This is a genomic window from Paracoccus sp. S-4012, from assembly GCF_009674885.1.
GTDB lineage: Bacteria > Pseudomonadota > Alphaproteobacteria > Rhodobacterales > Rhodobacteraceae > Paracoccus.
Map to the genome: position 1 here is coordinate 146,409 of NZ_WKKA01000002.1, position 22,521 is coordinate 168,929.

A 22,521-nucleotide genomic window follows, 5' to 3' on the forward strand; every position below is an offset into this window, starting at 1 on the left:
CAATGGCGGGGGCGGTGGCTGCCCATGAAGGCCGCGCGCACCCCTTGCCTTCCGGCCCCCTCCTGCCCCATCCCGGCGCGACACCTGAGGGCGAGGCCCATGAAACCGATCCGCCTCTTTCGCGGCTTCCTGACCGTCGGCGCCTGGACGCTCGCCAGCCGCGTCGTCGGCTTCGTGCGCGACGTGCTGATCGCGGCCTTCCTCGGCACCGGGCCGGTGGCCGAGGCCTATCTCGTCGCCTTCACGCTGCCCAACATGTTCCGCCGCTTCTTCGCCGAGGGCGCGTTCAACACCGCCTTCGTGCCGATGTTCTCCAAGAAGCTCGAGGCCAGCGAGGGCCCCCGCGCCTTCGCCGAGGACGCCTTCTCGGGCCTCGCCACGGTGGTGATCGTCGTCTCGGTCATTGCCACGATTGCCATGCCCTGGCTGGTCCTCGCCATGGCCGCGGGCTTCGTCGGCGACGAGCGGTTCGATCTCGCCGTCCTCTACGGGCGCATCTGCTTTCCCTACATCTTCTTCATCTCGCTGACGGCGCTGCTCTCGGGCCTGCTGAACGCGGGGGGCCGCTTCGTCGCGGCGGCCGCGGCCCCGGTGCTGATGAACTTCATCCTGATCGCCGCGATGCTCATGGCCGACCGCTTCGGCTGGGACATGGGCCTCGCGATGGCCTGGTCCACGCCGGTCTCGGGGATGGCGCAGCTTGCCGCCGTCTGGTGGGCCGCGAAGCGCATGGGCTTCCCGCTGCGCCTGCGCCGCCCGCGCCTGACGCCCGACATGCGCCGCCTGCTCGCCATCGCTGCGCCCGCCGTGCTGGCGGGGGGCGTGGTGCAGATCAACCTGCTCGTCGGCCGTCAGGTCGGGTCGTTCTTCGAGGGCGCGATCGCCTGGCTGACCTATGCCGACCGCCTCTACCAACTCCCCCTGGGCGTCGTCGGCATCGCCATCGGCATCGTCCTGCTGCCCGACATCTCGCGCCGCCTGAAGGCCGAGGACCACGCGGGCGGGCGCGCAGCGTGGAACCGCGCGGCCGAGTTCGCGCTGTTCCTCACCGTCCCCTCGGCCGTCGCCCTCGTGGTCATCTCTGGCCCGCTGATCTCGGTCCTCTTCGGCCGCGGCGCCTTCGAGCAAAGCGACGTTGGCCCGACCGCCCTCGCCCTCGCCATCTACGGCGTCGGCCTGCCCGCCTTCGTGCTGCAGAAGGTCCAGCAGCCGCTGTTCTTCGCGCGCGAGGATACCCGCTCGCCCTTCCGCTATGCGGTCGTGTCGATGGTGGTGAACGCGGGCGTGGCCCTCGGCCTCGCGCCGCTGATCGGTTTCTCGGCGGCGGCGCTCGGCACCACGGTCGCGGGTTGGATCATGTCATGGCAGCTGTGGCGCGGCAGCCGCGCCTTCGGCGATGCCGGAGCCGCCGACGCCCGCCTGCGCGCTCGCGTGCCGCGGATCGTCGCCGCCTCGCTGGTGATGGGCGTGGTCCTGTGGTTCGCCGAGCGCGCCCTGACGCCCATGCTGGCCGCACCGGGCGAGCGCATCCTCGCCCTGGCGCTGCTGGTCGGGGCGGGCGTGGCGAGCTACGCCGTCGCCGCCCTCGCCTTCGGTGCGATCAGCCGCTCGGACCTGCGCGCGAGCCTGCGCCGTCAGCGCTGACGCAGCGCCCGGCGCACCCGCGCCGGACCGCCCGGGACCAGCACGAAGCTGAGGCCGAAGCCGAGGCAGAAGCCCGCGATCTCGGCGATCCAGGAGGTGCCCGCGCCGCCGAAGATCAGCCCGAAGGTCAGCTGGAAGAGCAGCAGCATCCCGATCAGCGAAAACGCCCGCATCCGGTTGCCGCCGATCTGCCCCAGCCGCGCCCAGAGCAGGAAGGTGAACGCGCCCACGAAGCCGTAGACCGGCGGAAAGCCTCCCACCAGCGGCGCGAAGCGTATGCCCGGCAGCAGCGCCGCGATGGTGGTGTAGATCAGCGCCGCGCCGATGGTGCAGCCGAACCAGAGACCCAGTACCCCCACCGGGCGGAAGGTCTCGGACAGCACCTTGCCGAGCGCCAGCGTGAAGACCACCACGAAGGCCGCATGGGTGAAGCCGTAGTGGATGAAGGGATAGGACAGGATCCGGTAGGACTGGTCCCAGACCATCACGCCCCATTGCCACATCCTGAGCGCCATCTCGGGCGGATAGGCCGCAAGTTCGAGCGCGCGCCCGCGCAGCCCGATCCCGCCTCCGGTGAAGCCCGCGCTGTTGAGCGCAAACACCGCCTCGGAGGCCACGGCGGGCAGCACCAGGGCCCAGACCACCAGCGGCAGCGGGTTGAAGGGGGATTCGTCATAGCCGTGATGCATGGGCCGGGCTCCTTTCCGACGATGCGCCGGTCAGTCGAGCGGCGGCGGCGGGGCCGAGGGCACCTGCGCCCCGGACCGGCGCCAGCGGTCCTGCTCGACCCAGGGGTCCAGCGACTGCGGCTCATAGGCACGGTAATAGACGTTGGTGCGCGCCAGCACTTCCAGCAGCCGCCGGCCGCGCCCGGCGCGGAACTGCTCGTCCTCGGCGGCGAGCACCTGCCGGATGCCGGGAGCCGCGCCCGCGCGCGAGGCATAGCTGACCAGCGCGCCATCCGCCGCCCCGATCCCGGTCGGCGCAAGCCGCCCCGGATCGCCGCCGAGCGCCGCGACCGCATCCGCCTCGGGCGTCGGGTCGGTGATGCTGGCCCCGCCTGGCGTCGGCACCGGAAGCTGGTTGAGGTCCGGCGGCATCTGCAGCGGCTTCGTCGGCAGGATCGCGAACTCGTCCGGGCCGTCGCTGCCGCCCTCGATGTTCATCAGCCCGGTGTCGCCGCCGCAGCCGGCCAGCATGGCTGCCGTCAGCAGTCCGATAGAGACCCCGATCACCCGCATGGACTGCCCCTCATCCGGCTTTGCGGCCCTCTCTAGCGCGTCTTCTTCGCGCCGTCACGGGGCTTCGCCGGTTGCGGCTGGAACACGAGCCCCAAGGCACCGGCGAAGATCGCGATATCCGCCACGTTGAAGCTGTAGGGGTTGCGCCAGCCCGGCAGCGACATGTTGAGGAAATCCGCCACCGCGCCATAGGCCACCCGGTCGATCACGTTCCCGATGGCGCCGCCGATCAGCAGCCCCGCCGCCACCTGCGCCATCCGCCCCGGTCGCGCGCGATGCACCCAGACGCCGACCCAGACGCAGACCGCCAGCGCGACCGCGACCAGCACCCAGCGCATGATGTCGGCGGAGGAAGAGAGCAGGCCGAAGTTGACGCCCTGATTCCAGGCCATGCGGAAGTTCAGGAAGGGGTCGATCACGTCGATCTCGCGCCGCGTGGCGAGGTCGAGCCAGTGGACCACGAACCATTTCGTGAGCTGGTCGAAGAGGATGATTCCGCCCGCGACGAGGCCGGTCAGCCGCCACGGCTGGTCGCGCAGCGACACCGGCGGCGGCGCGGCGACCTTGCGGGTCGCGGGCGCCTTGCCGCGGCTGGCTGTGCCGGCGGGTTTCTTCGCGCGCGGCTTGCGGAGCTTCGGCGCCTTCTCGGGCGGCGCGGGCTCGGGCCGCGGGGGGTCGGGTTCGCGCGCCATCAGTGACGGAAATGCCGCTGGCCGGTGAAGACCATCGCGAGGCCGAGCCGGTCGGCCGCCGCGATCACCTCCTCGTCGCGCATCGAGCCGCCGGGCTGGATCACCGCGACCGCGCCGGCCTCGGCCAGCGCTTCGATCCCGTCCGCGAAGGGGAAGAACGCATCCGAGGCGACCACCGCGCCCTCGGTCGGCGGGCGGGCGAGACCCAGCGCCTCGGCCATGTCCTCGGCCTTGCGGCGGCCGATGCGGGTCGAGTCGATGCGGCTCATCTGCCCGGCGCCGATGCCCACGGTGGCGACGTCGCGGGCATAGACGATGGCGTTCGACTTGACGTGCTTGGCGACGGTCCAGGCGAAGAGCAGGTCGTCGAGTTGCGCCTCGGTCGGCTGCTTCGCCGTGACAACCCGCAGGTCGGCGCGCGCGATCCGCCCCGCATCGCGGGACTGGACGAGGAACCCGCCCGCGACCTGCCGGAACACCTCGCCTTGCGCGGCGGGGTCGGGCAACCCGCCCGCCATCAGCAGCCGCAGGTTCTTCTTGCCCGCGAACACCGCCTTGGCGTCGTCATCCGCGTCCGGCGCGATCACGACCTCGGTGAAGATTTCGCTGATGGCGCGCGCCGTCTCGCCGTCGAGCGTCCGGTTCAGCGCCACGATCCCGCCGAAGGCCGAGGTCCGGTCGCAGTCGTAGGCGCGGGCGTAAGCCTCGGCCAGCGTCGCGCCACGCGCCACGCCGCAGGGGTTGGCGTGCTTGATGATCGCGCAGGCGGGAGTATCCGGGCCGAACTCCGCCACCAGCTCATAGGCGGCGTCGGTGTCGTTGATGTTGTTGTAGGAGAGCTCCTTGCCCTGCCACTGGCGCGCGGTCGCGACGCCGGGCCGGGCCGAGCCGTCGGTGTAGAAGGCGGCCGCCTGATGCGGGTTCTCGCCGTAGCGGAGCGGCTGCGCGAGCCTGCCCGCCAAGGCCCGCCGCCGAGGCGTCGCCTCGCCAATGGCGCCCGCCATCCAGCCCGACACCGCCGCGTCATAGGCTGCCGTCCGCTCATAGGCGATCTGCGCCAGCCGCTTGCGGAAGGCGAGGTCGGTGCCGCCAGCCGCGAGCGCCTCAAGCAGCGGCGGGTAGTCCTCGGGGTCGGTCACGACCGCCACATGCGCGTGGTTCTTCGCCGCCGCCCGGATCATCGCCGGGCCGCCGATGTCGATGTTTTCGATGCAGTCGTCGTAGGCCGCGCCCGCCGCCACCGTCGCCTCGAAGGGATAGAGGTTCACCACCAGCAGATCGATCGCCCCGATCCCGTGCGCCGCCATCGCCTCGCGATGCGAGGGCTCGTCGCGCAGCGCCAGCAAGCCTCCATGCACCGCCGGATGCAGCGTCTTGACGCGCCCGTCCATCATCTCGGGAAAGCCGGTAAGGTCGGCCACGTCCCGCACCGCGAGCCCCGCATCGCGCAGCTGCATCGCCGTGCCGCCGGTCGAAACCAGCTCCACCCCCTGCCCGGCCAGCGCCTGCGCCAGTTCGACAAGCCCGGACTTGTCCGAGACGGAGATCAGGGCGCGGCGGACGGGGATGCGGTCGGTCATCATGGCCTCGGGGAGACGGGTTGGCGCCAGCTACCGCGCCGCCGGGCCGAGGTCCAGCCGCGCGGCCGTCAGACCCGCGTGAGCTGCCAGGCAATCTTCCATGGCGTGCCGGAGACCAGCGGCGCGCGCAGCACGATCTGCCGCGAGGGCCGGGGGCGAGGCTGCGCGGGGTCGAGCCAGGCCGAAGGCTCCAGCGTCAGCGCGCCGCCCTCATGGCCGAAGCGCCAGCCCTCGCCCGAAGGCAGGCGCAGCGCCACGCCGTCCTGCGAGAGGCCGGAGGCAACCTCCGGGTGCAGATGGAAATGCAGCGCCGCCTCGCGCGCTGTGCCCCCCGCGGCGCCGACCGGCTCCAGCGCATCCTCCCCCTGGAGCGCCAGCCCGTCAGGCGCGAGGCGCAGCGCGCGGAGATGGTCGAGCCCGTGACTCTCCCGCCAGCCGTCATGCGCGGCGCGGACATTCGCCGCGAGGCCGTCGCCCTCCCCCGCATCGCCTTGCACCCTCACCCGCCCCGGCGCAGGATCGAGCCCGCCCACAGCATCCAGCTGCGCCGAACTGAGGCCGTCCAGCACCAGCGTCGAACAGGCCGGGCTCGCCCGGCCGGCCATCGCCCAGTCGGCCCCGAAGCGCCGCCCGGAGCCGCAGCCGACGATCAGCGGATGCCGGGCGACGGTGAACTCGAACCCCAGCGTCGAGGCTTGGCCGTGCTCGCCCGCTGGCGGCGGCGCCGCGTCGAGGACGACCGTGCTGCGCCCGCGCGAGAGCCGCCGGAACCCCATCGCCGCGCCCTCGATCGGCGGCGCCGGCCCCGCCGCGCGCAGCACCTGGTCGAGACGCCCGGGCGCCCCCGCGCCGCCGCCATGCATCCGCGGCAGCCCGCCATCGGCATGGCGCAGCCCCCGCAGCACCGGCGCGATCCGCGCCAGCGCGGCCCGCAGCGGCGGCGGCAGCTTGACCCGCGCCTCGGCTGCGGTGTCGATCACCCAGGCCAGCAGCGCCGCTGTCTCCAGCTGCGCCTCGGGGTTGCGCCGCGGATCATCCGCCGGCAGCCGGTCCGCCGCCGCCGCAAGCGCCTCGAGCGCCGGGGGCAGATGCGCCTCCGCCCCGCGCAGGCTCATGGCGGCGATGGCGAGGCCCGCGGCCGCCTCGAGCGACGTCTCGGACAGGTGCCGTCGCAGATGCCCCAGCTGCGCGTGGAGCGAGGCGAAGATCGGCGTGGAGGCCGCGCGGTCGAGGCCCGGCAACAGGGTGCCCGCGTGGAACACCCAGCGCATGACGCGTCGCCCCGTGACATCCGCGCGCCAGACCGGCCCGGTCCCCGGTTCGGGGCGCTGCCGAACCCACGCCAGCACCGCTGCCTGCGCCACGTCCCGCGCCGCGGGCGTGCCCAGCGCCGCGAGGTCGTCGAGCCAGCCGAAGCCGTGCAGCTCGGCCGTCGCGCGTTCGGGCAGGCCGTCGGGAAAGCCCGCGGCATCGACCACGGCGCCGTCGAGCCGCAGCCGCCCGGCCACGATCTCGGCCCCGCGGCTGGCCCAGCCGATCGCCCGCGGCTCCGGCCGGCGCAGGAAGCCGTGCGGGGCGGTCTCGTCTCGCGTCGCTGTCACCCGCCCGTCTCGCCCCTGCCGTGTGCCGCAGGAAGGTTAGGTCGCCTCGGCGGATTTCCGCAAGCGGACCATGAAGAAGCCGTCCAGACCGCCGCGCTCGGGCCACAGGTCGGGCCGCAGCCGGATGGCGCCGTCGGGCGTGATCCAGCCGGGCTCGATCCCCAGCGCCGCCGCGTCCGGTGCCTCCACCGAAAGCCCCGGATGCCGGGCGAGCGCGGCGGCGAGGCGCGCCTCGCCCTCCTCGGGCAGCAGCGAGCAGGTGGCGAAGACCAGCCGCGCGCCCGGCGGCAGCAGGGCGAGGGCGTGGTCGATCAACTCGTCCTGCAGCGCCGCCAGCGCCGCGATGCCGCTGCCGTCGCGGATCAGCGGCAGTTCGGGGTGGCGGCGGATGGTGCCGGTGGCCGAGCAGGGCGCATCGAGGAGGATCGCGTCGAGCGGTGCCTCCGGGCGCCATTCGCGCGCATCGGCCGCAACCAGTTCAGCCTGAAGGCCGCAGCGCGCGAGGTTCTCCGCCACCCGCTCCAGCCGCTGCGGCGAGAGGTCCACCGCCGTCACGAGCGCCCCGGCGGCGGCGAGTTGCAGCGTCTTGCCACCCGGCGCGGCGCAGAGATCGGCGATGCGCTCGCCCGGCCGCGGGTCGAGGAGCCGCGCGGGAAGGGCGGCGGCGGCGTCCTGCACCCACCAGTCGCCCTCGGCGAAACCCGGCAGCGCCGAGACCTGCCCGCCCGCCGGCAGGCGGAAGCTGCCGGTCGGCAGGCGGGTCGCGCCCGCGACCTCACGGCCCGGTTTCGCGGTCAGGTCCAGCGGCGCTCCCCGCTCATGCGCGGCCTCGATGGCGCTGGCGGCGTCCTCGCCCCAAGCCTCGGCAACGGGATCGCGAATCCAATCCGGCAGCGGTACCGGGGCAGCCCCTGCCCAGACCGCTCCCGCCTCGGCCGCCCGCCGCAGCACTGCGTTGACCATCCCCGCCGCCGCCGCGCCCTTCTGCCCCTGCTTGCGGGCCAGCGCGACGGCCTCGTTGACGACTCCATGGGGGGCCTCGCCGAATGCGTGCATCTCGGTCACGCCGAGCAGCAGCACGTCGGCGATGGCCGGTTTCGGGCGGCGGGGCAGAAGCGGCGCCAGCACCGCCTCGGCCCGCCCGCGATGACGCAGGGCGGTGGCCGCGAGGCGCCGGGCGCGGGCGCGGTCGGGCGGGGGAAGCCGCGCGGTCAGCGCCTCGGCGGCGGCGTCGAGGCTCGCCCCGTCGCGCACCGCACCCAGCAGGCGCAGCGCACCGGCGCGGGCAGAGTCGTTGCGGGGCTTCTGGACCGGGGCCTGAACCGGCGGCTTCGCCGAGCGAGGCTTGCGGCGCTCCTTCCGGGCCGGGGCTTCGACAGCCGCGACCGCAGGCTTCGGCGGCGCAGCCCGCCGCGGCCGCGCCTCGCCGCCCTGCCCGCCCTTGTCCGACCCGTCGCCCGCGCCTACCATCCGCCCATTCCCCTCATCGTCCCGCGAGGCTGCCATGCCCGATCCCACCGCACCAGAACTCACGCCCGCCGAGGCCGCCCGCCGCAGCAGCCTGCCGCCCGAGGCGCAGCGCGCGCTCGCCGAGGCCGAGGCCCGCCGCGCCGCCAACCCGGCCCCAGAGATGCCCGAGGAACTCGGCGGCCGCGACGGGCCGGAGCCGGTGCGCTTTGGCGACTACGAGCGCAAAGGCATCGCGGTCGATTTCTGACCGCGGTCCCGCCCGGAAAGGAGGGGTGGTGCCGGTGAAGGGACTCGAACCCCCGACCCCATCATTACGAATGACGTGCTCTACCAGCTGAGCTACACCGGCGTGCCTCACAGGGCCTCGGCCCCGCGGGTGGCGTGCCGGATAGCAGCTTCCGCGGCACGGGGGAAGGGCCAATCGCGCCGCGGTTTTCGGTGCGTCCGGCGCGGGCGTCAGGCACGCCGCTGCGTGTTTTCCGGCCCCTCGTCCGGCGGCTCGACATCGGGGCGGACCAGCAGCGGCTCCTCCTCGAGGTCGGTCACGGTGCGCGACGGCTCGGAGGCCACGTAGTCGGATTCGCGCGGCACGATCCCCGGCGGGACCACTGGCGTCTCGCGCACCGGGCCGCTGCTGCGGGGCGCGGCGGGGGCGGGGCGAAGGCCCGGATCGGGGGTCGCGGACGGGTGGTGGTCGCTGCCCTCGGCATAGGCGTCGGCCTCGTGGAAGGCCGCGGCGACATGCGCCTCGGAGCCGGCGGGACGGCCGACGATCAGAGGCAGCATCTCGACCCCGTAGGGCGAGGCGGCCTCGAGGTGGCGGTCCGGCTCGCGCCAGGTCAGCGTGTCGAAGGCGTTGCAGGAGTCGCAGGTGGGCGCCCAGTCCTCCATTACGTTGTGGCAGTTGTCGCAGACCCATTGCGGGCCGCGGCTCGCCGTCATGGCGCGCGCAAGCCAGCCGCGCACGAGGCTCTCGTCGGCGCCCTCGCCGCGCGCGATGGCGGCCATGATGGCGAGCGAGCGGACCGTCGGGTGCTTCTCGGCCAGATCCCCCAGGGCCCGGCGCGCGCCGGGAAAATCCTCGGCGGCGAGCAGCAGCTCGGCATGCAGCATCCGCGTCTCCGGGTCGTCCGCCTGCTGCTTCAAGAGCGGCTGGAACCGGCGCAGGCGCTGCGACGGGCTCTCCTCCGGCGCGATTTCGGCATAGGCCGCGGCGAGCGACGGGTGCGGGCGGATGCCCCAGGTCTTCTCCAGCACGCGGGCGGCGTTCTTCGGGTCCTTGCGGGCGATGTAGCTGCGCGCCGCCAGCACCGCGGCCGGGATCAGGTCGGGCGAGGCGCGGTTAGCGCTGATCGCCGCCTCGCGGGCCGAGATCGAGTTGCCATGCGCCAGCACCTCGCGCGCCTCCTGCAACGCGAGCACCGCGTCGCGGCGGATGTGCACGTCCTTGGGCAGGTCGCCACGACGGCGCTTGTCCTTGAGGACACCGCGCGCGCCTTTCCAGTCATGCGCCTGCGCCTGCAGGCTGAGCAACTGGTCCTGCAGCGCGATGTTGCGCGGGCGGATCGCATAGGCCTTCTCGGCCAGCTTCAGCGCCGTCTGCGTGTCACCCTGCCGCAGCCGCTGCTGCATCAGCCCGCGGATGCCGACGAAGCGGGTGCGGTCGTCCTCCAGCATCCGGCGGTAGGCGGAATCGGCGGCGGTCGCATCGCCCGCGACCTCGGCCGCCTGCGCCGCCAGCAGGTTCGTCAGATGCGGCTGGTCGAGGTAGCGCGCCGCCTTGGCGGCCTGGTCCTGCGCCAGCCTGCCCTCGCCCGAGGCCACCGCCAGCATCCCTTCGCTCAGCGCGGCATAGCCCTTCTGCTGCCGCCTGCGGTCGAACCAGCGGTCCACGTCGTTGCGCTCGCCCAAGGCAAAGCCCAGCAGCGACAGCACGAAACCCACGAGCTTCATCAGCAGCCAGGCCACGATCAGCAGCAGGATCGCCACGACCACCGCCTGCAGCGGGCCGAGGGTGTATTCGACGCCCTCGAAGACGATGCGAACGGGCTCGCCGGTCGCGGCGATGCGCTCGGCCCCGAGGGCGAGGGCGAGGACCACCGCGAAGAAGAACAGGATCTTGAGCAGCGACTGGATCATGCGTGCGTCCTCAGGGCTGGTTCTGCAGGCTGCCGGCGGCGGCCTCGGCCGCGGCGCGGGCCTGCGCCTGGGCGATCCAGTCCGCCATCGCGGCCTGGGCAGGCTCGGGCAGAGCCTGGAGTTCGGCCAGCGCGGCCGGGATGTCGCCCTGCGTCACGGCGGCACCGGCCCGCGACAGGATTGCGTCAGCATCCCCGCCTTCGCGCGGCGCGACCGAGCGGGCGCCGGTCTGGGCGCGCAGGAAACCGGCGAAGCCGCCGCCGGAGCTGGTCTCGGCCCCGGCCTCGCGGGCGGCGGCGAGACCCGCGCGGGCCGCGTCGTCCCAGCCGGCGCGCAGGGCGGCGAGCGAGGGGATCTCGGCGGGCAGCGCCGGGGTCTCGACGCCCGCGGCGTCGAGGGCTGCGGCGGCCTCGGCCGTGCTTCCGCCCTCGGCCAGCGCCGTTTCCAGCCGCGCCACGGCGGCGGCGGTCTCGGCCCGCTGCGCCGTTGCCGCGACCTCGGCGGCAATCCGGCCCTGCTGCGCGGCGAGTTCGGCGCCTTGCGCCTGAGCCTCGGCCAGCTGCGTCCCGACCTGCGCGGCAAGGGCCTCGATGCGGGCGGCAGTCTCGGACGCCGACGCGGCCATCGCGCGGAGTTCCTCGGCCGCCGCCGGGTCGATCACCGGACGGGCGGCGAGAGCCTCGATCTGCGCGGCCTGCGCGTCCAGCCCGGCGCGCAGGGCGGCGACTTCGGCCGGATCGACGACCGGGAGCGGCGGCGCGCCGGGCGGCGCGATCCGGGCCGGGGTGGCAAGGGCGCTGCCGATGCGCGCGACCTCGGCCTCGAGATCGGAGAGGCGGGTCTGCGCCGCGCCGTCCGTCACCGGGGCGACGCCCTCGCCGGGGGCCGCAAGCCGCGCCTCGAGCGCGTCGAGGCGGGGCGCCAGGTCCGCGGGCGAAGCGGCGACCTCCGGCCGGGCCGCGAGGGCCTCCTCGCGCGCCGCCTCGATCAGCGCCGGGCGGGCGGCCTCGATCTCGGCCCTCGCAGCGGCGGCCGCGGTCTCAGTGACGGCGGCCCTGCCGACCGCGGCGGCATCGCCGGGGTCCGACAACCGCGGTGCGGCCCACCATAGGGCGCCGGCGCCGAGGCCCGCGGCCACCACGCCGCCCAGGACCATCGGCCAGAAGCCGCCGCGCTGCTGCTCGACCATCACCGGCGCGGGGGGGCTGTGGGGCGGCTCATAGGCCGATCCGCCGTGCGCGGCAGGGGTGAGGGACGGCGAATCCGCGAGGACGGCGTCCTCCACCGCGGCTCCGTCGCGCCGTCGCGCCGCCTGTCCGTCGCCCACACCCAGCAAGGCTGATTCGATCGGCGGCAGCGGCTCCTCGACGGCATTTGGCTTCGCGTCGGGGTCCAGCAGGCGGCTCTCGATGACCGGGCCTTGCGCGGGCTCGGGCCGTGCGGCGGCCCCTGTCAGGCGGTCGTCGTCGCGCGTGGTGCCGTTCTCCGCCATTTCCCGTCCGTCCCCGTGATCCTGCGCGCCTCGAATAGTGCGGCACTCTAGGGGCGGCGGTGCTGGTCCTCAACCCGGCTCGCGCCGGCTTTGTTCCGCCACAGCCGCTGCGACGAGGGCGCGCATCGACGCCCCGTCCGGCCGCGCCGCGACCGGCATCGCCCCGCCCCAGGCCCGCGCCGCCGCGGCGCTGATCGCCAGCGGCACGAGTTGCGCCCGCGCGCCCGCCGCAGCCTCCGCGGCCAGCGCAGCCGAGCGCGGCGAGAACAGCGGCAGCAGCACCGGCCCCTCGCCATCGAGGACCGCCCGGCCCGCCTCAGGGAGCGGAAGGGCGACCTGATCATAGACGATGAGCGACGGCCCCGGCAGTTCGGCGGCGACATGCCGCCCGCGCAGGTGCAGCGGCACCGTGTCGCAAGCGGCGATGAGCGGCAGGAGGCCCGAGGCCTCGCCGGTCGCGCCGGTTTCAACCACAAACCCGGCCTCGCGGGCCGCCGCGGCCGTGGCATCGCCGACACAGATCGCCCGCCGCCCGGCGCCCGTTCCGGCCGCGGGGACCGCGGCGACCGAGGTGAGGACCACCACCGGCGCCGCCTGCGCGCGCTGCGCGTCATGCGCCACCGGCTCGATCCGCATCAGCGGCGCGATCACCGTCCTGAGGCCAAGATCCGCCACCTCCTCCGCAAAGCGGCGCGAGGCCGGCTCGGGGCGGGTCAGCAGGAGGACGGGCGGCGGCATGGACGACAACCCCGGTGCGGTGCTACGCGGGTGGCCTAAGCCCCCCGCCCGCCCCCGGCAAGCCCACGGACCCCGCATGACCCTGACCGTCCTCGGCATCGAGAGCAGCTGCGACGACAGCGCCGCCGCCGTGGTCACGGGCGAGGGCCGGGTGCTGGCCTCGGTGGTCGAAGGTCAGACCGGCCTGCACGAGGCCTTCGGCGGCGTGGTGCCGGAGATCGCCGCTCGCGCCCATGCCGAGCGGCTGGACCACTGCGTCGAGCGCGCGATGGAACTGGCGGGCACGAGCTTCTCGGACCTCGACGCCATCGCCGTGACCGCCGGGCCGGGGCTGATCGGCGGCGTGCTGGCGGGGGTGATGCTGGCCCGCGGCCTTGCCGCCGGGACCGGGCTGCCGCTGCTGGGGGTCAACCACCTCGCCGGGCACGCGCTGACGCCGCGGCTGACGGATGGCGTGGATTTCCCCTACCTGATGCTGCTCGTCTCGGGCGGCCACTGCCAGTTCCTGCGCGTCGAGGGGCCGGAGGCCTTCCGCCGCCTCGGCGGCACTATCGACGACGCGCCGGGCGAGGCCTTCGACAAGGTGGCGAAACTGTTGGGCTTGCCGCAACCCGGCGGCCCCTCGGTCGAGGCCGAGGCCGCGCGGGGCGATCCGGGGCGCTTCACGCTGCCGCGCCCGCTGCTGGATCGGCCGGGCTGCGACATGAGTTTTTCGGGCCTCAAGACCGCCGTGATCCGCCTGCGCGACGAGCTGGTGGCGCAGCTTGGCGGACTGACGGAGAGCGACCGCGCGGACCTCTGCGCCGGGTTCCAGGAGGCGGTGGTGGAGGTTCTGGCCGAGAAGTCGCGCCGCGCGCTCGCGGCCGAGCCGGTGCCGGTTTTCGCGGTGGCAGGCGGGGTCGCGGCCAACGGGCCGATCCGCGAGGCGCTCGCCGGGGTGGCCGAGGCGGCGGGGGCGCGTTTCGTCGCGCCGCCGCTGGCGCTTTGCACCGACAACGCCGCGATGATCGCCTGGGCCGGGATCGAGCGCTTGCAGGCAGGCGGCGGGCCGGACACGGAGATCGTCGCGCGGCCGCGCTGGCCCCTCGACATCGCCGCCGCGCCGATGCTGGGCGCGGGCAAGCGCGGGGCCAAGGCGTGAGCGAGGCGGAGGTCGCGATCCTCGGAGCCGGGGCCTTCGGCACCGCGCTCGCCGTTGCCTTGGGCGCGCAGCACCGCGTCACCCTTTGGGGCCGCAGCGCCCCACGCCTTCCCGCGGATGTACGCCTGCCCGACGGCGTCACGGTCACCACCAACCTCGCGGAGGCGAGCGCGCCCGCAACCCTGCTCGCCCTCCCCGCACAGACGCTCAGCGGTTTCCTTGCCGAACACGGTCCCCGCCTCGATGGCCGCGCCCTCGTCTCCTGCGCCAAGGGCATCGACCTCGCGACGCTGGAAGGCCCCTCGCACCTGATCCGCCGCGCCTGCCCGGCCGCGACCGTGGCCGTCCTGACCGGCCCCAGTTTCGCCGCCGACATCGCCCGCGGGTTGCCGACCGCGCTGACCCTCGCTTGCGCCTCCACCGATGCGGGCAAGGCGTTGCAGCACGCGCTCGCCACGCCCGCGCTGCGCCTCTACCGCACCACCGACGTGACCGGCGCGGAGCTCGGCGGCGCGCTGAAGAACGTCATCGCCATCGCGGCGGGCGCGGCCATCGGCGCAGGCCTCGGCGACAGCGCCCGCGCCGCCATCGTCACCCGCGGCTTCGCCGAGATGACCCGCCTCGCCACCCGCCTCGGGGCCGAGCCCGAGACCCTCGCCGGGCTTTCGGGCCTCGGCGACCTGATCCTGACCGCGACCTCCGAGCATTCGCGCAACTACCGCTACGGCCTCGCCCTCGGCCGCTGCGAGACCTTCGACCCCGGCGTTACCGTCGAGGGCGCCGCCACCGCCCGCGCTGTCGCCCGCCTCGGCCCCCGCGAGGGTGTCGAGATGCCGGTCGCAGCCCAGGTCGCCGCGCTTGCCGAAGGCCGCGGCACCGTCGCTGACGCCCTGATCACCCTGCTCGCCCGACCGTTGCGCGAGGAATGAAAGGAAACCGCCGATGCCCCTCTATGCCGTGATCTGCAAGGACCGCGACGGCGCGCTGCAGACGCGACGCGACACCCGCGACGAGCACCTCGCCTATCTCAACGAGAGCGGCGTGGTGCAGACTGCCGGTCCGTTCATCGCGGGCGGCGAGCCCAGCGGCTCGCTGGTCATCATCGAGGCCGCGGACCTCGCCTCGGCCAAGGCCTGGTCGGCGGGCGATCCCTACCTCGCCGCCGGGGTCTTCGACAGCGTCGAGGTGATCGAGTGGCGCAGGACCATCGGCTGATGGCGCGCTGGCTGATGAAATCCGAGCCCGACGTCTTCGGCTGGGACGACCTGGTGGCCAAGGGCGCGGCCGGCGAGGAGTGGGACGGCGTCCGCAGCGCGCAGGCGACGGGCAACATGAAGAAGATGGCACTCGGCGACGAGGTGTTCTTCTACCACTCCAACATCGGCAAGGAGATCGTCGGCATCGCCGAGGTCAGCGCCGAGGCGCATCCCGACAGCACCGCCGACGATCCGAAATGGCAATGCGTGGACATCCGCGCGGTGCGGCCGCTGAAACGCCCGGTGACGCTGGCTGAGTGCAAGGCCGAGCCGCGGCTGGCGGAGATGGTACTGGTGAAGAACTCGCGCCTCTCGGTCCAGCCGGTGACGGACGCGGAATGGACGGTTGTGCTGGAAATGAGCGGCGAATAGGTCTGCGCGGCCGGGGCGCAGGGGAGGACGGATGGAACTGCTGATCTGCATCGCCGCGGCGACCGCCGCCTGGGTCGTCGGCATGGTCTGGTATGTGGCCGTGAGGTCCCCCTACGAGCGGGCGATCGGCTCCACGGTGCGCAACCGCGGCTACCCGTTCGATTATTCACCCATGCCCTACCTGCTCGCCGGGACCTGCTTTCTGGTCATCGCGGTGATGCTGCGGGGCATGTTCCTGCGCTACGGCATCCACGGCTTCTGGGAGGGGCTGGGCATCGGCATCGGCCTCGGCACGCTGATCGGGCTGCCGCTGGTGCTCCTGCACAACATCCCGCCACATCGACCGGCCTCGCTCACCCTGATCGACGGCGCGCATTCGATCCTCGTCCTCGCGACGCTCGGCGCGATCCTCGGAGCGATCTGAGGCAGCCGGGGCGCGATCTGCCAGAACCGCGCCCCGCCCCCACCGGCAGGAGCAACCACCGACGACGCCATTGAACACCCGTGCGGGGCATCCGGTGCCCCGAAACTGCTTCGGGTTTGCAATAAATCCTTCGCGCAGGCCGTTCCTGCCCGAAGACAGCGGTCGCGGAACGCGACAGGAGGTCCGGATGTCCATGCAGCGCCTGCATTTCGTCTTCGGCGGCGAGCTCGTCGCCACCGATTCGACCGAGCTCCGCGATCCCGCGGCGATCCACATGGTCGGCGTCTTCCCCGACTACGCCTCGGCCTTCGCGGCCTGGAAGGCCCATGCCCAGCGGACCGTGGACGACGCGCAGATGCGCTACTTCATCGCCCATATCCACCGCCTGCGCGAGGAAACCCGCGAGGCCAGCCCGACCGAGGAACTCGGCAGCCGATGAGCAACGGCCGCGGCCGCGCGCTGCCGCCTGCGCCGCCGGGCGAGGGGCCGCTGCTCTGGCTGCGGCTCGCGGCCGGGCAGCCGGCCGATGGCAGCGGCGCGGGCGCGGCGCTGAGGCCCCAGCTGCGCGCCATGCGGCGCGACTTGCGCCTCCTCGCGACCCATCCGGCGCCGGTCGGCGAGACCGGCGTGGCGCCCGATCCGGGCGACGCCGCGACGATGCTGCGCGAGTTGCGTCCCGCCGCCATCCTGCTGGTCGGGGATGATCTGCCCGAGGAGCTTCTGCTTGCCGCGGGCCGCGCCCGGTTGCCGGTGATCCTCGCCGATGCGCGGCTGCACGGCCTGCGCCCGCCGCAACTGTGGCAGCGCAGCCGCCGCCGGGCCGCCGTCGAGGCGCTGACACGCGTGCTGGTCGCCGACGCCGCCGCCCAGTCGGCCGCGATTCGCGCCGGGGTGCCGGAGGGGCGGGTCGAGCGGACCGGCCCGCTGATGGCCACGCCCGCCCCGCCCGGCTGCTCGGAGGCCGAGCGCGCGGCCCTCGCCGCCGCGCTGCGGGGCCGCCAGGTCTGGTTCGCCGCCGCTGTGCCGGAGGCGGAGGAGGCGGCGGTGCTGGCCGCGCATGAGACGGCGCTGCAGCATTCGCACCGCGCGCTGCTCGTCGTCGCGCCCGCCGATCCCGAGCGCGCGCAGGCCCTGATGCTCCGGGCCGAGGCGCAGGGCCTTGGCGCCGCGCTGCGCAGCCAGACGGACGAGCCGGGTCCCGACATTCAGGTGCTGGTCGCGGACGATCCGGGCGAGGCGGGGCTGTGGTATCGCCTCGCCCCCGTGACCTATGCAGGGGGCACGCTGGCCGGGGGGGCCACGGCGCCGGACCCGTTCGCGCCCGCCGCCCTCGGCTCGGCGATCCTGCGCGGGCCGCAGACCGGCGCTGCGCCGGCGGCCTGGGCCGCGCTCGAGGCCGGGCGCGCGTTGCGGCCGGTGCGCGACGAGGCCGACCTCGGCCCCGGCGTGGAGGAACTGCTCGCGCCCGAGCGCGCGGCGGAACTGGCCGCGCGCGCCTGGGCCGTCTCGACCGCCGGGGCGGCGGTGGCACAGCGGATCGCGGCGGCGGTGGCGGCAGTGCTGCCGCCTCCCGCCTGAGCCCTCAGCCGGCCTGAACCGTCAGATGGACAGGCAGACGTATTTCATCTCGAGGTAGTCATCGACCCCGTGGTGGCTTCCCTCGCGGCCGAGGCCCGACTGCTTCACGCCGCCGAAGGGCGCGACCTCGGTCGAGATGATGCCGGTGTTCACGCCGACGATGCCGTATTCCAGCGCCTCCTGCACCCGCGTGATGCGGCCCACGTCGCGGGCGTAGAAGTAGCTGGCGAGGCCGAAGATCGTGGCGTTGGCCTTCTCGATCACCTCGTCCTCGGTCTCGAAGCGGAACAGAGGCGCGAGCGGGCCGAAGGTCTCCTCGGTCGCAACCTTCATGGCGTCGGTGACGCCGGTGACGACCGTGGGCTGGAAGAACAGCCCCTCCTTGCGCTTGCCGCCGGTGAGGATCGCGCCGCCGCCGTCGAGCACGTCCCGGATATGCTCCTCGACCTTCTCGACCGCATCCTGGTTGATGAGCGGACCCGTGGTCACGCCCTCCGTCAGCCCGTCGCCCACGCGCAGCTTGTCCACCGCGACGGCGAGACGCTTCGCGAACTCGTCATAGACGCCCGCCTGCACATAGATGCGGTTGGCGCAGACGCAGGTCTGGCCGTTGTTGCGGAACTTGGACGCCATCGCGCCTTCCACCGCCGCGTCGAGGTCGGCGTCGTCGAAGACGATGAAGGGCGCGTTGCCGCCAAGCTCCATGGAGCATTTCAGCACCTGGTCCGCCGCCTGCCGCAGCAGGATGCGGCCGACCTCGGTCGAGCCGGTGAAGGTCAGCTTTCGCACCAGCGGGTTCTCGCAGAACTCCTTGCCGATGTCGGAGGAGCGCGATGAGGTGATGACGCTGAAGATCCCCTTCGGCAGCCCCGCCCGCTCCCCCAAGACCGCGAGCGCGAGGGCCGAAAGCGGCGTCTCGGCCGCGGGGCGGGCGACGAAGCCGCAACCCACGGCGAGCGCCGGGCCGCATTTGCGCGTGATCATGGCATTCGGGAAGTTCCACGGCGTGATCGAGGCCGCGACCCCGATCGGCTGCTTCAGCACGGTGATGCGCTTGTCGCGCTGATGGCCGGGGATGGTCTCGCCATGAATGCGCTTGGCCTCTTCGCCGAAGAACTCGATGAAGGCGGCGCCGTAGGCGATCTCGCCCTTGGCCTCGGGCAGCGGCTTGCCCTGCTCGGCGGTGAGGATCTTCCCGAGGTCGTCCTGGTTCTCCATCATCAGGTCGAACCATTTCCGCATGACCTGCGCCCGCTCCTTGGCGGTGCGCGCGGCCCAGTCCTTCATTGCGGCATGGGCAGCCTCGATCGCGCGCTTCGCGTCCGAGCGGCCGAGATCGGCCACCTCGCAGATCACGTCGCCGCGGGCCGGGTTCCTGACCGGGAAGGTGGCGCCGTCGGGCGCGTCGATCCATTCGCCGGCGACATAGGCGCGGGTCTCGAGCAGCGAGGGATCGCGCAGGAGGGTTCGCAGATCAGTCGAATGGGCGGTCATCGGCAGTCTCCTCCGGGGCCGGGCGAGCGGGAAGGCCAGATCATCACGCGCAGCCCCGCCGATGTCCAGCCACGCCTGAGCCGGTCCGGTGCCCGCCGGTCCTACGGCACAGCGCCTTAAGAAAACGTGAATGAACCTCCCGCGGGCGGCGGTGTTCCTGCCCCGATGCCGCGACCGTGCGGCCTTCGGAGTGAGAGTTACCCATGAAACAGTTGTTTGCCACCACCGCCGCCGCCCTCCTCATGGCCGGCACCGCCTCCGCCCAGGCCGTGACCGCGACCGCGGGCACCGACCTGAACATGCGCTCGGGCCCCGGCGTCAATTACGAGGTCACGGGCGTGATCCCCGGCGGCGACGAGGTCTCGGTCGCGGGATGCCTCGAAGCCGCCAACTGGTGCGAAGTCACCCATGGCGACGCCAGCGGCTGGGCCTATGGCGACTATCTGGCCTCCAAGGTCGGGGAGGAATTCCAGCCGATCTATCCGAACCGTCAGACGCTGCATGTGCCGGTCGTCGTCCATGAGGAAGCGGTCGAGCCGAGCGGGACGCGCCAGGCCGCCGACGCGGGCATGGGCGCCGCCGCGGGAGCGACGGCCGGGGCCCTCGTGGGCGGTCCGCTGGGTGCCGTGATCGGGGCAGCCGCGGGCGCCGCCAGTTCGCGCCTGCCCGACCCGGCACCGGAGGTCCGCACCTATGTCGAGGCGCATCCGCAGGATGCGGTGCTGCTCGATGGTGAGGTCGTGATCGGCGCGGGCGTGCCGGAGGGCGTGACCCTCTACGACATCCCGGACGCGCCCGATTACCAGTACGTCACTATCAACGGCCTGCCGGTGCTGGTGAACGCCGAGCGCGAGATCGTCTATATCTTCCGCTGACCCGCAACGGACGGCGGAACGGGGGAGGGGCGGCTTCAGGGCCGCCCTTTGTCATGCGTCGCGGCGGCAGGGCTGCAGGTCGCCGGACGCGGGCCGCGCCTCCCAGACCGCACGGGCGGTCGCGCGGGCGAGACAGCAGGCGGCGGCGTGGCCGAGGCGCCAGAGGTCGCCCTCGGAGGCCGGGCGCGCGGCGGTCGAGACGGCGAAGACCAGATCGCCGTCGAACGGCGTATGCGAAGGCACGATCGCGCGGGCGAGGCCGTCATGCGCCGCCGTGGCCATCCGCGTCAGCGCGGCCTTGTCGAGCGCCACGTCGGTCGCCACCACCGCGAGCGTGGTGGCCTCGCCCATGCGCTTCTGCGGCGCGGGCTCGTTGTCGGGCGCGAAGGGCGCGCCGAGGCCCAGACCGCCGAACTCGTCTCCAAGCTCCCAGGGCGCGGCCCAGAACTGCCCCGAGGGGGCCGTCACCGAGCCGAGCGCGTTGACCGCCACGAGGGCGGCCACCGTGGCCCCGTTCTCCAGCACCGCCGAGGCCGAGCCGAGCCCGCCCTTCCACCGGGCCGTCATGGCCCCCGCCCCGGCCCCGGCCGAGCCTAGGGCGAAATCCGGCCCCGCGGCCTCGAAGGCCAGGCGGCCAAGCGCCGGATAGGGGCTCTCGGTCCAGTCCTTGTCGCCGCCGTTCAGCAGATCGAACAGGATCGCCCCCGGCACGATCGGCACTCGCACCGCGCCCACCGCGAAGCCGCGCCCGGCGGCGCGCAGGCCGGTCATCACGCCGCCCCCGGCATCCAGCCCGAAGGCGCTGCCGCCGGCGAGGAAGATCGCGTCCACGCCGCCGACCAGCCGGTCGGGCGCCAGCAGATCGGTCTCGCGCGTGCCCGGCGCGCCGCCCATCACATGCACCGCGGCGGTGAACGGCGCATCGGCGGTCAGCACCGTGACACCCGATTTCAGCCAGGGATCATCGGCGTTCCCGACCCGCAGCCCGGCCACGTCGGTGATGAGGTTGCGCGGTCCCGGCCTCATATGCAGCGGCCGCCATCGACCTCCATCGCGACGCCGGTGATCAGCGACGCCTCGTCCGAGGCGAGGAACAGCGCCGCATTGGCGAGGTCCTCCGGCGTCGAGAAACGGCCCATCGGGATGGTCGAGAGAAACCGCGTGCGGGTCTCGGGCGTGTCCTCGCCCATGAAGCTCTTGAGCAGCGGCGTCTCGCCGGCCACCGGGTTGAGCGCGTTCACCCGGATGCCGAACGGGGCGAGCTCGATCGCCATGGCCCGCGTCGCGGTGATGACCCAGCCTTTCGAGGCGTTGTACCAGTTCAGCCGTGGCCGCGGCGAGACGCCCGCCGTCGAGGCCATGTTGACGATGGCGCCGCCGCCCGACTGCTTCATCAGCGGCACGATCTCGCGCGCGGTCAGGTAGATCGACTTGCAGTTGACGTTGAAGACGCGGTCGAAATCGGCCTCCGTAACTTCCTCCATCAGCGCCGGCAGATGCGTGACGCCGGCGTTGTTGACGAGGATGTCGACGCGGCCCCAGGCATGGCTCGCGGCCTGCGCCATCGCGGCGACCGAGGTGCCGTCGGCCACGTCGGTCGGCTGGGCGATGCCGCCGACCTCCTCAGCGACAGCCTTCGCGGCATCGGCGTTGATGTCCACGACCATCACCCGCGCGCCCTCGGCCGCGAAGCGGTGCGCGATGCCCGCGCCGAACCCCGAGCCGCCGCCGGTCACGATCGCCGTCTTGCCGTCCAGTCGCATGCTGCCCCTCCGCTCATTCCGGTCCAGATAGACCCAAGCCCACGACCTCCGCCAGCCGCGCATCAAGCGGCGCCCAGTCCTCCAGTTCCAGCCGCACCGGCAGCACCATCACCTTGCGCCGGAAGGCAGGCGGCAGCCGCATGGCGTCCTTCTCGGTCGTGACCAGCTGCGCGCCGAGCGCCCGCGCCTCGGCCTCGAGCCGCGTGAGGAGCGGGCCGGTGAAGGGCTGATGGTCGTCGAGCGCCTCGGCCCGCACCAGATCGGCGCCGAGGCGGGCGAGCGTGGCGAAGAATTTTTCGGGATGGCCGATGCCTGCGAAGGCGAGGACGCGATGGCCCTCCCAGTCGAAGCCCATCGCCAGGGGTTCGAGCGCACCCCTCAGCCGCGGCAGGGAGACACACTTGCTCCATGCCGCGTCAAAAGCGCGCTGCGCCTCGGGCGGGCCGATCGAGAGCAGCAGGTCGGCGCGGGCCAGCCCGGCATCCACCGGCTCACGGAGCGGCCCGGCCGGGAGGCAGCGGCCGTTCCCGAAACCCTTGGCAGCATCCACCACGATGATCGAGAGATCATGCGCGAGGGCGGGGTCCTGGAAACCGTCGTCGAGCAGGATCACCTGCGCCCCGTCCGCCACCGCGGCCTTCGCCCCCGCCACGCGGTCCCGCGCGACCCACACGGGCGCAAAGGCGGAAACCAGCAGCGGCTCGTCGCCGGTCTGCGCGGCAGTGTGGCGGCGTTCGTCCACCCGCACCGGCCCCTCGAGGCTGCCGCCATGGCCGCGGCTGACCACCTGCACCGCGACGCCGTGCCCGGCCAGCCGCTGCGCCAGGGCGATGACGGTCGGCGTCTTGCCGGTCCCCCCGGCATTCAGGTTGCCGACGCAGATGACCGGCACCCCGGCCCGGTCGCGCGGCCCCCGGCCCAGCCGCCGCGCGGTGGCGCGGGCGTAGAGCCCGCCCAGCGGCGCCAGCACCGCCGCCGCAAGCCCGTGCGGCCGGAACCAGAAGGCGGGCGGGCGCGGCAT

23 protein-coding genes and 1 tRNA gene are annotated in these 22,521 nt (G+C 73.6%); 10 read left to right on the top strand and 14 right to left on the bottom strand.

What is annotated here, in order from left to right; translation table 11 throughout:
- Nucleotides 1-99: 99 nt before the first annotated feature.
- Nucleotides 100-1,644, top strand: coding sequence for a murein biosynthesis integral membrane protein MurJ (murJ, locus tag GI374_RS04085; RefSeq protein WP_154335742.1), 1,545 nt, complete (start codon nucleotides 100-102; stop codon nucleotides 1,642-1,644).
- On the opposite strand, the gene GI374_RS04090 is transcribed toward murJ, so the two are convergent.
- The 6 genes from GI374_RS04090 to GI374_RS04115 all read right to left on the bottom strand — a co-directional run bounded on the left by GI374_RS04090 (nucleotide 1,635) and on the right by GI374_RS04115 (nucleotide 8,264).
- A complete protein-coding gene (locus GI374_RS04090; protein WP_154335743.1) occupies nucleotides 1,635-2,333 on the bottom strand; it encodes a rhomboid family intramembrane serine protease in 699 nt (232 codons plus the stop codon). The two genes, murJ and GI374_RS04090, sit on opposite strands and share 10 nt — an antisense overlap.
- A 30-nt stretch (nucleotides 2,334-2,363) precedes the next feature.
- The gene (locus GI374_RS04095; RefSeq protein ID WP_154335744.1) at nucleotides 2,364-2,885 is read right to left on the bottom strand and encodes a DUF3035 domain-containing protein; all 522 of its coding nucleotides are present in this window, start codon (nucleotides 2,883-2,885) and stop codon (nucleotides 2,364-2,366) included.
- Nucleotides 2,886-2,917: 32 nt separating this feature from the next.
- The gene (gene lspA, locus GI374_RS04100) at nucleotides 2,918-3,577 is read right to left on the bottom strand and encodes a signal peptidase II (protein WP_154335745.1); all 660 of its coding nucleotides are present in this window, start codon (nucleotides 3,575-3,577) and stop codon (nucleotides 2,918-2,920) included.
- On the bottom strand, nucleotides 3,577-5,157 hold the full coding sequence (purH, locus tag GI374_RS04105) for a bifunctional phosphoribosylaminoimidazolecarboxamide formyltransferase/IMP cyclohydrolase (protein WP_154335746.1): 1,581 nt from the start codon (nucleotides 5,155-5,157) through the stop codon (nucleotides 3,577-3,579). The genes lspA and purH overlap by 1 nt, the downstream gene beginning before the upstream one ends.
- A gap of 68 nt (nucleotides 5,158-5,225) precedes the next feature.
- The gene (locus GI374_RS04110) at nucleotides 5,226-6,758 is read right to left on the bottom strand and encodes a heparinase II/III family protein (protein WP_370515134.1); all 1,533 of its coding nucleotides are present in this window, start codon (nucleotides 6,756-6,758) and stop codon (nucleotides 5,226-5,228) included.
- A 36-nt stretch (nucleotides 6,759-6,794) separates the two neighbouring features.
- Nucleotides 6,795-8,264 carry an RsmB/NOP family class I SAM-dependent RNA methyltransferase gene (locus tag GI374_RS04115; RefSeq protein ID WP_229582594.1) on the bottom strand — a complete coding sequence of 490 codons (1,470 nt, stop codon included), beginning with the start codon at nucleotides 8,262-8,264 and terminating at the stop codon, nucleotides 6,795-6,797.
- Between GI374_RS04115 and GI374_RS04120 the strand changes: the two genes are divergently transcribed.
- Entirely contained in the window at nucleotides 8,263-8,475 is a 213-nt protein-coding gene (locus GI374_RS04120) for a DUF1674 domain-containing protein (protein WP_154335748.1), read from the top strand. The two genes, GI374_RS04115 and GI374_RS04120, sit on opposite strands and share 2 nt — an antisense overlap.
- A 26-nt stretch (nucleotides 8,476-8,501) precedes the next feature.
- On the opposite strand, the gene GI374_RS04125 is transcribed toward GI374_RS04120, so the two are convergent.
- The 4 genes from GI374_RS04125 to GI374_RS04140 all read right to left on the bottom strand — a co-directional run bounded on the left by GI374_RS04125 (nucleotide 8,502) and on the right by GI374_RS04140 (nucleotide 12,597).
- Nucleotides 8,502-8,577: transfer RNA gene (locus GI374_RS04125), tRNA-Thr, on the bottom strand.
- Nucleotides 8,578-8,684: 107 nt separating this feature from the next.
- The gene (locus GI374_RS04130; protein WP_154335749.1) at nucleotides 8,685-10,367 is read right to left on the bottom strand and encodes a heme biosynthesis protein HemY; all 1,683 of its coding nucleotides are present in this window, start codon (nucleotides 10,365-10,367) and stop codon (nucleotides 8,685-8,687) included.
- Between the two features lie 10 nt (nucleotides 10,368-10,377).
- On the bottom strand, nucleotides 10,378-11,859 hold the full coding sequence (locus GI374_RS04135) for a hypothetical protein (RefSeq protein ID WP_154335750.1): 1,482 nt from the start codon (nucleotides 11,857-11,859) through the stop codon (nucleotides 10,378-10,380).
- Between the two features lie 69 nt (nucleotides 11,860-11,928).
- Complete coding sequence (locus GI374_RS04140) at nucleotides 11,929-12,597, bottom strand: uroporphyrinogen-III synthase (RefSeq protein ID WP_229582595.1); 669 nt, start codon at nucleotides 12,595-12,597, stop codon at nucleotides 11,929-11,931.
- Between the two features lie 76 nt (nucleotides 12,598-12,673).
- Between GI374_RS04140 and tsaD the strand changes: the two genes are divergently transcribed.
- The 7 genes from tsaD (at nucleotide 12,674) to GI374_RS04175 (ending at nucleotide 17,368) form a co-directional block, all read left to right on the top strand.
- The gene (gene tsaD, locus GI374_RS04145) at nucleotides 12,674-13,738 is read left to right on the top strand and encodes a tRNA (adenosine(37)-N6)-threonylcarbamoyltransferase complex transferase subunit TsaD (RefSeq protein WP_154335752.1); all 1,065 of its coding nucleotides are present in this window, start codon (nucleotides 12,674-12,676) and stop codon (nucleotides 13,736-13,738) included.
- Nucleotides 13,735-14,667: an NAD(P)H-dependent glycerol-3-phosphate dehydrogenase gene (locus GI374_RS04150; RefSeq protein WP_370515136.1), complete on the top strand. Its 933-nt coding sequence runs from the start codon at nucleotides 13,735-13,737 to the stop codon at nucleotides 14,665-14,667. The genes tsaD and GI374_RS04150 overlap by 4 nt, the downstream gene beginning before the upstream one ends.
- A 13-nt stretch (nucleotides 14,668-14,680) precedes the next feature.
- Entirely contained in the window at nucleotides 14,681-14,953 is a 273-nt protein-coding gene (locus GI374_RS04155) for a YciI family protein (protein ID WP_154335753.1), read from the top strand.
- On the top strand, nucleotides 14,953-15,366 hold the full coding sequence (locus tag GI374_RS04160; protein WP_154336005.1) for an EVE domain-containing protein: 414 nt from the start codon (nucleotides 14,953-14,955) through the stop codon (nucleotides 15,364-15,366). Before GI374_RS04155 ends, GI374_RS04160 begins: the two co-directional genes overlap by 1 nt.
- A 31-nt stretch (nucleotides 15,367-15,397) precedes the next feature.
- Nucleotides 15,398-15,790 carry a DUF1761 domain-containing protein gene (locus tag GI374_RS04165; RefSeq protein WP_154335754.1) on the top strand — a complete coding sequence of 131 codons (393 nt, stop codon included), beginning with the start codon at nucleotides 15,398-15,400 and terminating at the stop codon, nucleotides 15,788-15,790.
- A 187-nt stretch (nucleotides 15,791-15,977) separates the two neighbouring features.
- Nucleotides 15,978-16,229, top strand: a complete 252-nt coding sequence (locus GI374_RS04170) for a DUF4170 domain-containing protein (RefSeq protein WP_154335755.1) — start codon at nucleotides 15,978-15,980, stop codon at nucleotides 16,227-16,229.
- Nucleotides 16,226-17,368 carry a glycosyltransferase N-terminal domain-containing protein gene (locus GI374_RS04175; RefSeq protein ID WP_154335756.1) on the top strand — a complete coding sequence of 381 codons (1,143 nt, stop codon included), beginning with the start codon at nucleotides 16,226-16,228 and terminating at the stop codon, nucleotides 17,366-17,368. Before GI374_RS04170 ends, GI374_RS04175 begins: the two co-directional genes overlap by 4 nt.
- A gap of 21 nt (nucleotides 17,369-17,389) precedes the next feature.
- Here GI374_RS04175 and GI374_RS04180 read toward each other — a convergent pair whose 3' ends face one another.
- Nucleotides 17,390-18,862 (bottom strand): NAD-dependent succinate-semialdehyde dehydrogenase, encoded by a 1,473-nt coding sequence (locus tag GI374_RS04180; protein WP_154335757.1) that lies wholly within the window; start codon nucleotides 18,860-18,862, stop codon nucleotides 17,390-17,392.
- 203 nt (nucleotides 18,863-19,065) lie between these two features.
- On the opposite strand from GI374_RS04180, the gene GI374_RS04185 reads away from it, so the two are divergent.
- Nucleotides 19,066-19,737: a DUF1236 domain-containing protein gene (locus tag GI374_RS04185; protein ID WP_154335758.1), complete on the top strand. Its 672-nt coding sequence runs from the start codon at nucleotides 19,066-19,068 to the stop codon at nucleotides 19,735-19,737.
- A 51-nt stretch (nucleotides 19,738-19,788) separates the two neighbouring features.
- Here the strand turns inward: GI374_RS04185 and GI374_RS04190 are convergent, their stop codons facing one another.
- Genes GI374_RS04190 through lpxK form a run of 3 tightly spaced genes read right to left on the bottom strand, consistent with a single transcriptional unit; the run spans nucleotide 19,789 to nucleotide 22,521 of the window.
- Entirely contained in the window at nucleotides 19,789-20,763 is a 975-nt protein-coding gene (locus tag GI374_RS04190) for a P1 family peptidase (RefSeq protein ID WP_154335759.1), read from the bottom strand.
- Nucleotides 20,760-21,500, bottom strand: coding sequence for a glucose 1-dehydrogenase (locus tag GI374_RS04195; RefSeq protein WP_154335760.1), 741 nt, complete (start codon nucleotides 21,498-21,500; stop codon nucleotides 20,760-20,762). The genes GI374_RS04190 and GI374_RS04195 overlap by 4 nt, the downstream gene beginning before the upstream one ends.
- Before the next feature lie 13 nt (nucleotides 21,501-21,513).
- Complete coding sequence (gene lpxK / locus GI374_RS04200) at nucleotides 21,514-22,521, bottom strand: tetraacyldisaccharide 4'-kinase (RefSeq protein ID WP_154335761.1); 1,008 nt, start codon at nucleotides 22,519-22,521, stop codon at nucleotides 21,514-21,516.